This window comes from Actinomadura fibrosa, from assembly GCF_900659615.1.
GTDB lineage: Bacteria > Actinomycetota > Actinomycetes > Streptosporangiales > Streptosporangiaceae > Spirillospora > Spirillospora fibrosa.
Genome location: NZ_CAACUY010000284.1, coordinates 1 through 10,194, shown reverse-complemented (window position 1 = coordinate 10,194; position 10,194 = coordinate 1). Strand labels below are relative to the sequence as shown.

The following is a 10,194-nucleotide window of genomic DNA, read 5'->3' as shown; positions in this document are numbered from 1 at the left end:
CGCGGCGCCGGGCGCGGCGGCCGCCGACCCGCTCGCCGAGCTGGCCGCGTGCGTCGGGATCGCGCCGGTCAAGCGGGAGATCCGGGCGCTGGTCACCGAGGCGAAGGCGGCGCGGCTGCGGCAGGAGGCGGGCATGACCGCCTACGCGCGCCCTCCGCACCTGGTGTTCGCCGGGAACCCGGGGACCGGCAAGGCCACCGTCGCCGGGATCCTCGGCCGCCTGTACGCCGAGCTCGGCGTGCTGCCGTCCGGGCACCTCGTCCGCGCCGAGCGCGCCGACATCGCCGGGGTCTACGCGGGGGAGAGCGGCCCTCGGGTCCGGCGGCTGTTCGACCGGGCGGGCGGCGGCGTGCTGCTCGTCACCGGCGCGCACCTGCTCGACCCGGCCGGGTCGGCGCGCGACGCGGAGGCGGCCGACGCGCTCGCCGCCGCGGTCGAGTCCTGCCCCGACGACCTCGTCGTCGTGCTGTCCGGGCCGGACGCGGGGCTGGCCGGGCTGCTCGGCGCCCGCCCCGACCTCGCGCGGCTGTTCGGCAAGACCGTCCGGTTCCCCGACCTGAGCGAGGCCGAGCTCGTCACCGTGTTCGCCGCGCGGGCCGCCGCGGGCGGGTTCTCGCTCGCGGACGGCGTCCTCGACCGGGTCCGCGAGCTGGTGGCGACGGCGCCCGACCGGGGCCGGCTCGGCAACGCCCGGCTGATGGCCGGGCTGCTGGAGCGGACCGTGGCCCGGCAGGCCCGCCGCGTCCTGACCGGCAGCGCGCCGGAGGAGGACGAGTCGCTGGACCAGCTCGTCCCCGACGACGTGCCGGACGGCCTGGCGCCCGCCGACCGCGTCGAGCCGCTCGACGACCCGCTGGACGAGATCGACCGGCTCATCGGGCTGGACGCCGTCAAGCGGGAGGTCGGGCTGCTGGTCGCCGAGGCGCGGGCCGAGCGGCTGCGGCGGGACGCCGGGATCCCCGCCGGGCGCCCCACCCGCCACATGGTCTTCACCGGCAACCCGGGCACCGCGAAGACGACGATGGCGCGGCTGCTCGCGGCCGTCTACGCGCGGCTCGGGCTGCTGTCGTCCGGGCACCTGGTCGAGGTCGCCCGCGCCGACCTGGTCGCCGAGTTCGTCGGGCAGACCGCGCCCCGGACCCGCGCCGCGGTCGAGCGCGCGCTCGGCGGCGTCCTGTTCGTGGACGAGGCGTACGCGCTCGCCGGCCCGCACGCGCCCGGCGCCGACTTCGGCGCCGAGGCGGTCGCCGAGCTGCTGCGGCTGATGGAGGAGCACCGCGCCGACCTCGTCGTGATCGTCGCCGGCTACGAGAAGGAGATGGAGGACTTCCTGCGCACCAACCCCGGTCTCGCGTCCCGGTTCCCGCGGGTGCTGCGGTTCCCCGACTACACCGACGAGGAGCTCGTCGCGATCTTCGCGGCGATGGCCGCGGACGCCGGGTTCACGGTCGAGCCGGCCGCGGTGGACGCCGTCCGCCGGCTGCTGCCCCGGCTCGGCCGGGGCGCGCGGTTCGGCAACGCCCGCGAGATGCGCAACCTGCTGGACCGGGCCGTCGCCGTCCAGGCGCGGCGCATCACCGCGCCCGGCGCCCTCGCCGGGCCGGCGGACGCCGACGAGGTCAGGACGCTGCGCCGCGCCGACGTCGAGGCCGTCGCCGCCGCCGAGGGCGGCGCCCCCGACGACGGCCCCGGCCTCTACCTCTGAGCCCGCCGCCTCCGATCCGGGCCGGGCGCGGCCGTCAGGCGGGGAGGAGCGCGGCGAGCAGGCGGTTGTCGCCGCGCTGCCAGAGCGTGCCGATCTCGCCGAAGCCCGCGTCGCGGAGCGCGGCGACATGGGTGGACAGGTGCGCCGACTCCGAGCCGTGGTGCTCGACCGACTCGCCGCGCAGCGCGTGCAGCTCGGTGAACGCGGGCTCCTCGGCGATGGCGTCCCACCACTGCCGCCAGTCCTCGGGACGGTCCCCGGCGGCGAACCTGCGGGCGCCCTCCCGCTCGCGGAGCTCCGTGTCCAGGCGCGCGAGGCCGGGCGCGGAGTCGTCCACCGAGAAGTTGTCGCCGTTGAGGAACAGGCCGCCGGGCCGCAGGACCGTGGCGAGCTCGCGGTAGGTGACGCGGAGCTGCTCGCCGGAGATCCAGTGCAGCGCGGTGGTGCTGACCGCGGCGTCGGCCTGGCGCGGCAGGCGCAGCCGCGCGGCCCAGCCGGGTTCGCGCAGGTCCAGCTCGGTGAAGGTGAGGCCGTCGCGTCCCGCGTGGACGACGCGGCCGAGCGACAGCAGGAGCGGGTCGGTGTCGACGGCCACGACCGTCGCGCCGGGGACGCGGTCGAGGATGCGGCCGGCGAGCGAGCCCGGCCCGCAGCCGAGGTCCAGGACGAGCGGGTCGGGCCGGCCGGCGGCCGCCTCCACGGCGTCCACCATCGCGGTGAAGCGCTCCTCGCGGTCGGGGATGTAGCCCTCCTGCTGAACGTCCCAGCGGGCGATCCAGGTGTCGGCGACCTCGCGGGTGAGCAGGCTCATGACCCCTCCTGTGACTGTCGTATAGCCTTTGGATGGTCACACGGTAATCCGGAAAGGCGTAACTGGTCAAGTGAACTTCAACAGTCACACGGACGCGGTGGTGCAGGCGGCGGCCGGCCTCGTGAACACGCTCACGCCGGGGGAGCGGCGCGGCCGCCCCTACACGCCGCCCGAACCCGCCGCACTCGCCGCCGACGTCACCGAGGTCCTGCGCGGCGTCAGCCGCCGCGCCGCCGTCGGGCCCGCGGACGTGGCGGAGCTCGCGCCCGTCGCGCGGGAGCTGCGCGCGGTCTTCGAGGCGGTCGCCGCGGGCGACGTGGACGCCGCCGCCGGGCAGGTCAACCGGATGCTGGACGAGACCCAGGCCCGGCCGCGGCTGGAGCGCCACGACGGCGAGCCCTGGCACGTCCACTTCCACGGCGCCGGCGGGACGCTCGCCGCCGACTGGGCGGGCCCCTGCGCGACCGGCCTCGCCGTCGTCATCGGCGGCGACCTGCACGACCGGCTCGGCGTCTGCACCGCGCCGCACTGCGACCGCGTCTACGTCGACACCTCCCGCAACGGCGCCCGCCGGTTCTGCTCCACCGCCTGCCAGAACCGCGTCAAGACCGCCGCCTTCCGCGCCCGCACCCAGACCGGCTGACCCCGCGCCCCGGACGCCGTTCCCGTGAGCACGTCTCACCTTTCTCGTACGGAGGTGAACGAACCGTCATCCCGATCGCATCTTTCGCACCCCGGGCACCGGCGGCGCCCTTGGCTTGCCCGGAACCGCGTGCCACGCTGGCGGGCGCCGCCGAACCGGGGAGGCACGATGTGCGACGCCCACGCGCGCGACCCGCTGGCCCCGCCCGCCGTCGAGCACGCCCTGCGCGAGTACCGCGCGCTGCTGCGCGACCACGGGCCCACCTGGGGCGAGGACCCCATCGCCTACGTCCGCCAGATCGAGACCTGCGCGTTCCTCATGGACGAGCAGGCCTTCTGGCTCACCTGCCTCCAGCAGGTCGCCGACAGGTACCCCGACGCGACCGAACAGGAGGTCGAGGCCCGCATCGCGGAGCTCGACCCGAGCGAGGTCGTCCGGGACGCCCTGCGCGGGGAGGTCCTCGACAACCTGCCCGTCCTGCGGCTCACCCCGGACGGCGCGCTACTGGAGGCGGTCCCGCAGGTGGTGCTGGACGACCGCCCGCTGCGCACGACCCTGCTCATCGACTCCTCACGCGACGCCCCCGTCACCGTGCACGTGGACGGCGGCGTCCACGCCCTTGCCGCCCGCGGCGCGCGGATGGTCGCGATCACGTCCGCGAGCCGCGTCATCGTGGGGGAGACGGCCGTCGACCTCGCCCCGCTCACCCGCCGGGCCGTGCCCGCGCGGCTGCGGCTGCGCGCCGGGTTCCCCTGCCGCTGGTCGGTCACCGGCGCCAACGGCCAGGGCTGGTACCCGGCGGCGGCGCCGCACCGGCTGGACGCGCACCGCGTCCCCTACTTCCACGGCGACGACATCGCGCTCGACGTCCCCGCCGAGCCGGTCACCGTGCGCGTCACCCGCGGCATGGAGTACGGCACGGCCGAGGCGGCGCTCACCCCAGCCGCCGGGGCCGAGACGCTCGTCCGGCTGGCGCCCGGCCGCGTCCGCGACGCCGCCGCGCGCGGCTGGTACGGCGGCGACCTGCACGTCCACCTGAACTGGTCGGGCGACACCGTCGGCACGCCCGCGCAGGCGGCCGCCGTCCAGCACGGCGAGGACCTGCACGTCCTCAACCTCGTCGCCGGGAACGTCGCGTCCGAGCGCGTCTACGACCGCGAGGCCCTGGAGCACTGGGCCGGGCGCGACCTGCCCTGGTCGGACGGGACGCACGTCGCCCGCGCCGGCGTCGAGTACCGCAACGACCTGCTCGGCCACCTGTACGCGTTCGGCGTCACCGCGCCGCCCGGCCGCTTCCACACCGGGTTCCTCGACGGCGCGGACTGGCCGCCCAACGCCGCCGGCTGCCGCGAGCTGCGCGGCCTCGGCGCCCTCCTCGGCTACAGCCACCCCTTCCACGTCCCGGTCGGCGAGGACGACCCGCCCGCCGCGCTCCTCACCGCCGGCCGCAACTGCTCGGCCCGCGAGGTCGTCGCGGACGCCGCGCTCGGCCTCGTCGACTCCCTCGACGTGCTCAACCACTCCTCGATCCAGGCGACCGCCGTCGCCTACCGGCGGCTCCTCGGCGCCGGGAACGCCCTCGCCGTCACCGCCGGGACCGACGCGCAGCTGTCCTTCCAGCGGCGCGGCAACCAGTCGAGCCCGCCCGGCTGGGCCCGCGTGTACGCCCGCGTGGACGGCCCGCTCACCGCCGCCTCCTTCGCCGCCGCGGTCCGCCGCGGCCGGACGTTCGCCACCACCGGGCCCTGGCTGGAACTCGACGTGGACGGCCGCGGCCCCGGCGACGTCCTCGACCTCGAACCGGGCGACCGCGTCACCGTCACCGCGCGCGCGTCCGGGCCCGGCGTGGTCAAGATCGAGCTGCGCACCGCCGGCGGGGTCCTCGCCGAGGGGACGCCCGAGAAGGTCGGCGCCGAGCTCACCGTGACCGAACCGACCTACGTGGTCGCCGTCGCGCTCGGGCCGCCGCACCCCTCGTCCATGCACCGCTCCGGCGTGTTCGCCCACACCAGCCCCGTCCACCTGCACGTGGACGGGCGGCCCGTCGCCCGCGAGGCCGACGTCCGCTGGTGCCTGGACTACCTCGACGGGCTGGAGAAGATCATCCGCACCTCGGCGCGGCTGGACGGGCGGCAGCAGCTCGGCGACCACCTCGACCTCCTCGACCACGCCCGCGCCGTCTACCTGTCCCGGCTCCGCCCGGCCTGATGGGCCTTGGCGGGCGGCCCTTGTGGTGGTGGCGCCCCGCTGACTACCGTTCGGTAATCACCAGGGGAGACGCCGATGCCGTACGAGATCCAGGCCACCGCCACCACCACCGCCACGCCCGAGGAGATCTTCAGGCACCTGGCCGTACCCGAGGCGTGGGGCGCCTGGGGACGGTTCCCCACGCCCGCCCGGCAGGCCCGCAAGGGCGACACCACCGCCTACGGCGTCGGCACCGTCAAGAAGATCTGGCCGGCGAGCGAGCAGACCGTCGCCTACGAGCCGTACACGCACTTCGGGTATATCGCCCTCGGCGGACTGCCCGTCCGCCGCTACCGCTCCGACGTGCACCTGGAGCCCGACGGCACCGGCACCCGCATCCGCTGGGAGGCCGAGTTCGAGCCGCTCGTCCCCGGCACCGGCCGCCTGCTGCACGCCGGGCTGCGGCAGATGCTCGTCATGTTCACCCGCTGGCTGCCCCGGCACGCCGAGCACTGCCCGCCGGACTGCCCCGCCCGCCTCGCCGGCGACCTCTGACCCGGCCCGCGACCGCGACCCCCCGCGACCCACGCGACCCCCACGCGACCCACGCGACCACGGCCCCCGCGACCACGGCGTGAGTCTCCGGCTACCGCGGCCCCGGTAGCCGGAGACAAGGGTGCAGGCCGAGAGCACCCCGCAGTTCTCTCGGCCTGCACGTCCATCACGGCCCCGACGCCCGTCCCCCCGATCGGCCCCCGAGCGGCGTCCCCCGAACCACCCCTCTGATCACAGGGCGTCGGGACCGTAGACCTCCCACAGCTCGCCGGCGAAGAACCGGCCGAACCGGACCAGCTTCACTGGACCGCCCGGCCCCTCCGTGCGGAACGTCGTGAGCTGGCGGGCGAAGTCGGCGAGCTGGATGTGCAGCACGCCCGCCGCGACGACGGGGACCCCCGCCTCCGCGTCCTCCGCGACATGGCCCTCCAGCACCCGCACGTACAGCGTGGACGTGTCGGGCCAGATCCGCGTCGGCGGGCCGTGCAGCACGTTCTTGCGGCCGGTGAGGGTGCGGGGCCGGCCCGCGCCGTCGCTGAAGTGCAGCCGGTACTTCATCAGGCGGCGGTCCTCCGCGCCGTCCGGCGCGAAGAGGTTGAACCAGCCCCGCTCGACCGGACGCCGGCCCCCGAGACCGGCGGCGTCGATCCACCCCTCCGCCCTGGCGGTGTGCTCACGCTCCGCCAGGAAGCGGTCGGTGTCCTCCGCGGTGATCGTCAGGCGGAAGGAGAGGCGCTCGCGCCCCTCCGCGATCGCCCCCTGCCGCGGGTCCGCCGCGCCGCGCGTGACGAACCCCTTCATCACCTCGGTGAACGACAGCGACGTACGGCCGGGCTCCGCGGCGGGCGCTCCCCCGGCGCCCGCGCGGACCCCCGCGCCCGATCCGTACGCCGAGCCGGTCCCCGCCCCGTGCGGCGAGCCGGTCCCCGCGACCGGCCCGGCCCCCGAGTCCGCCGGGACGGGAGTGACCGCGCCCGCTCCCCGTCGCGCGGGCGCGCCCTCCAGCAGCCGCGTGGCCATGCGGTCGGCCTGCGCGGCGATCGTGAGCGAGGGGTTCGGGCCCACCGGACCGGGCATCGCCGCCCCGTCGGCGATGTAGAGGCCCGGGAACCCGAACACCTCGCCGAAGGCGTCGCAGACGCCCTCGCCCGGGTGGTCGCCCATCGGGGCGCCGCCCAGCGGATGGACGGTGATGACGCGCTTGCGGAACCACATCGGGTTGTCGGCGTAGTCCGCGCCGAGCACGTCCGCGATCCCCTGCATGGTCTTGCGGACCCGCTTGAAGTGCGCCTCGCTCGTCCTCGTCGTCCAGTCGGCGGCGAGCCGGCCGTCGCGCAGGCTCAGCCGCCCGTCGGCGGTGTCGCGGCCCATGCCGAGCAGCGGCAGCGAGCTGACGGTCAGCGCCCCGTCGCCGATCAGGTCCGACAGCTCCTTGGACAGGTTCGTGTCCGGCGCGTCCTTGAAGAACTCGGTGAACCGGTTCCACAGGAACTTCACCGCGCGCTCGATCTCGTTGCCGACGTCGAAGCCCTGCACGATCCAGTCGGCGAACCCCGGGTAGCCGCCGTCCTCGATGTAGGCGCCGCGGCCCGCGCCGGGCACCCCGTCCAGCTCGTCCGGCAGCCGGATCGCACTGGTGATCACCGGGCCGCGGGAGGCGTCCAGCGGCCGGACCCGGTTGCGGTCCTTGGCCCGCAGCAGGAACGTCAGCAGGTCGCCGTTGCCGGAGAACCGCGTGCCGAGCGCCGCGCTCAGCCCCGGGAACGCCTTCCGCGACTTCAGCAGCAGGTACGTCGTCCCGTAGGTGCCCGCGCCGAGGACCAGCCGGTCGCACGAGATCGTCTTGACCGGCGGGCGGCTCTTGCGCGCGGCCAGGTCGGCGTGGTGGACGTAGTCGACCTCGTACCCGCCGCCCGGCCGCGGCCGGATCGCCTTCACCTCGTGCGAGGTGCGGATGTCGGCGCCGTGGTGCGCCGCCGCCGACAGGTAGGTGTGGTCGAGGCTGTTCTTGGAGCCTTCGTTGCAGCCGATGTCGCACTCGCCGCACAGCTTGCACGTCCGCCGCCCGACGCCGTGGATGTTGCCGTACGCCGGGTCGGCGATCGGCAGGCTCAGCCCCGGCGCGCCCCCCGGCTGGGAGGCGAAGCTCACCGCGAGCGGCGGCAGCGAGCAGTCGAGCCCGAGCTCGGCCGCCGCGTCCTGCATCGCGTGCGTCTTCGGGGTGTCGTCGAACGGCGCGCGGTCCAGCGGGTACGGGGTCGCGCCCATCATCGCCTCGACCGCGCCGTAGTGCGGGTCCAGGTCGGCGCGCGACACCGGCCACGGCGCGTACCCGCCGCCGGGCCGGGGCTCGTCGTGGACGAACCAGCGCTCGTCCTTGCGCAGCAGCACGTTCGCGTAGATCAGCGAGCCGCCGCCGAGCCCCGCGGACACGACCGAGTCGCAGCCCTTGAAGCTCCACACGTCGAACATGCCGTACAGGCCCGCGGCCGGGTCCCAGAACGCCCGCCCCATCTGCCGCGGCGAGCGCGGGAAGCTCCCCGGCGGGTACGGCTGGCCGCGCTCCATCAGCACCACCCGCCGGCCCGCCTCGGCGAGCCGGTAGGCGGCGACCGAGCCGCCGAACCCCGACCCGACGACCACGCTGTCGACGTGCTCCACGCCGCCTCCTCTCACTCCGGTCATCGGTCAGCCAGCCTTCCGCTTCAGGAAATCGAGCACCTGCGGGAAGACCTCGCTCGCGGAGTCGGCGCCCATGAACGCGTCCTGGTGGCCGTAGTCCGGCAGGATCTCCAGCTCGTGGAGACCGGGCGCGGCCGCGTCGAGCGCGCGGTGGCACACGATGTTGGAGTCGGTGAACACGTGGTTGCGGTCTCCGGTCAGCAGCAGGACGGGCGTGGTGACGTCCGCGGCGTTCGCGAGGTAGTCGTCCGGCAGGGACGCGTGACGGGCGGCGCGCGGGTCGTACTTCACCGCGCGCCCGGCCTTCACCATCTTGTGGACGTGCCGGTAGTAGTGGACGCCGACCGCGCCGAACAGCTCGGGCAGCCGGCCGTGCGTGACCGGCGACATCTTCGCGTGCGTGAAGATCGGCTTGCCGTCGCCCCACATGAAGCTGAGCATGTGGCAGGCGGGCTCGTCGCAGTCGCGGTGGAACGGCGCCACGGCCTTGGACAGCATCCAGCCGCGGGTCAGCGGCGGCGCGGCGCCGAAGCGCGGGTCGAGGAACGGCGGCCCGAGGACGTACTCCATCAGCGCCGGCCCGTAGCCGAGCTTCAGCCGCGACCACAGCGGGGTCCGCGGCGTCAGCGCGACGCTGTTGCACGTCAGGCTCGCGATGCCGGTGACGGTGCCGGCGAACAGCGCCATCGCGAACGACACCGACCCGAGGCAGTGCGCGACCACGTGGACGCGCCGGTCGCCGATGTGGCGGCGCAGCTCGTCCAGCGCCGCCGGGTGGTCGTAGAGCGCGACGTCGTCGAGGGTGTAGCGGTGGGTCTCGCCGTTGTAGGGGAGGCGCCCGCTCAGCCGGTAGTCCAGCGTCCACACGTCGCCGAACCCGGAGTCGTGCAGGAAGTTCACCAGGTTGGTGTGCTCCGGCATGATGTACATGTCGCTGGAGGTCGTGAGGCCGTGCACCAGCAGCACGACGTCGTCGCTGTCCGCGCGGCGGTACCGCGTCAGCGCGAGCCCGAGGCCGTCCTCCGTCGCGAAGGGGTGCACGGAGATCTCGGCGTCGGCGACGCCCGCGAGTGTGAATCGCGTGATCCGCTGTCCCATGTCCATCCCTCCGGCTTTCGACGCCCTAACCATGCCAAACACGGATGACCACGTGGCATCGTGGAGAACCCGTACTTACGTGCGACCGGAGGACGGGGACTCCGAACGGTACGTACGTGTACTGAGAGTCGGGTTCGGACCCTGGGGTTCGGTCCCGTTCCGTCTGTCCGGTTGAGGCCGCCGCTCAGCCCGTGCGGTTCATGGCCGTCGCGACGCCCACCCGCGAGGAGACGCCGATCTTGGCGAAGACCCGCGACAGGTGCGTCTCGACCGTCCGGACGCTGAGGAACAGCCGCTCGGCGATCTGCTGGTTGCTGCACCCCTCGGCGACGAGCGTCGCGATCTCCAGCTCCCGCGGCGACAGCCCGAACGGCACGTCGCCCCTGGCCACCGCGGAGGCCCGGCCGCCGGGGCTCGGCACCGGGGGCAAGACCGGCGAGGCGCTGCGCTCCGCCACCGCGCACGGCGAGTCCGTCGTGGTGCTGCTGACGGCGGCCGGGATGATCGCCGGGC

General features: G+C 75.2%; 8 protein-coding genes. 4 read left to right on the top strand and 4 right to left on the bottom strand.

Going from position 1 to position 10,194, the window contains the following annotated elements:
• Positions 1-1,705: AAA family ATPase (locus E1300_RS42940; protein ID WP_131763030.1), on the top strand; the 1,705-nt coding region annotated here is incomplete at its 5' end.
• Between the two features lie 34 nt (positions 1,706-1,739).
• Here the strand turns inward: E1300_RS42940 and E1300_RS42935 are convergent.
• Positions 1,740-2,516: a class I SAM-dependent methyltransferase gene (locus E1300_RS42935; protein ID WP_242619762.1), complete on the bottom strand. Its 777-nt coding sequence runs from the start codon at positions 2,514-2,516 to the stop codon at positions 1,740-1,742.
• A 70-nt stretch (positions 2,517-2,586) separates the two neighbouring features.
• On the opposite strand from E1300_RS42935, the gene E1300_RS42930 reads away from it, so the two are divergent.
• The 3 genes from E1300_RS42930 (at position 2,587) to E1300_RS42920 (ending at position 5,901) form a co-directional block, all read left to right on the top strand.
• Positions 2,587-3,159, top strand: coding sequence for a CGNR zinc finger domain-containing protein (locus E1300_RS42930; RefSeq protein WP_131763029.1), 573 nt, complete (start codon positions 2,587-2,589; stop codon positions 3,157-3,159).
• A 168-nt stretch (positions 3,160-3,327) separates the two neighbouring features.
• Complete coding sequence (locus E1300_RS42925; protein WP_131763028.1) at positions 3,328-5,367, top strand: CehA/McbA family metallohydrolase; 2,040 nt, start codon at positions 3,328-3,330, stop codon at positions 5,365-5,367.
• Positions 5,368-5,442: 75 nt separating this feature from the next.
• The gene (locus E1300_RS42920) at positions 5,443-5,901 is read left to right on the top strand and encodes an SRPBCC family protein (protein ID WP_131763027.1); all 459 of its coding nucleotides are present in this window, start codon (positions 5,443-5,445) and stop codon (positions 5,899-5,901) included.
• 231 nt (positions 5,902-6,132) lie between these two features.
• Here the strand turns inward: E1300_RS42920 and E1300_RS42915 are convergent, their stop codons facing one another.
• The 3 genes from E1300_RS42915 to E1300_RS42905 form a co-directional block, all read right to left on the bottom strand.
• Positions 6,133-8,562, bottom strand: a complete 2,430-nt coding sequence (locus tag E1300_RS42915; protein ID WP_242619761.1) for a GMC oxidoreductase — start codon at positions 8,560-8,562, stop codon at positions 6,133-6,135.
• Between the two features lie 27 nt (positions 8,563-8,589).
• The gene (locus E1300_RS42910) at positions 8,590-9,681 is read right to left on the bottom strand and encodes an alpha/beta hydrolase (protein WP_131763025.1); all 1,092 of its coding nucleotides are present in this window, start codon (positions 9,679-9,681) and stop codon (positions 8,590-8,592) included.
• A gap of 184 nt (positions 9,682-9,865) precedes the next feature.
• On the bottom strand, positions 9,866-10,194 hold a 329-nt coding region (locus tag E1300_RS42905; RefSeq protein WP_131763024.1), incomplete at its 5' end, for a response regulator transcription factor.

Bases quoted from the DNA above. Each gene is read 5' to 3' on its own strand.
- E1300_RS42920 (WP_131763027.1), top strand. From the start codon at position 5,443: ATGCCGTACGAGATCCAGGCCACCGCCACCACCACCGCCACGCCCGAG.
- E1300_RS42910 (WP_131763025.1), bottom strand. From the start codon at position 9,681: ATGGGACAGCGGATCACGCGATTCACACTCGCGGGCGTCGCCGACGCC.
- E1300_RS42925 (WP_131763028.1), top strand. From the start codon at position 3,328: ATGTGCGACGCCCACGCGCGCGACCCGCTGGCCCCGCCCGCCGTCGAG.
- E1300_RS42935 (WP_242619762.1), bottom strand. From the start codon at position 2,516: ATGAGCCTGCTCACCCGCGAGGTCGCCGACACCTGGATCGCCCGCTGG.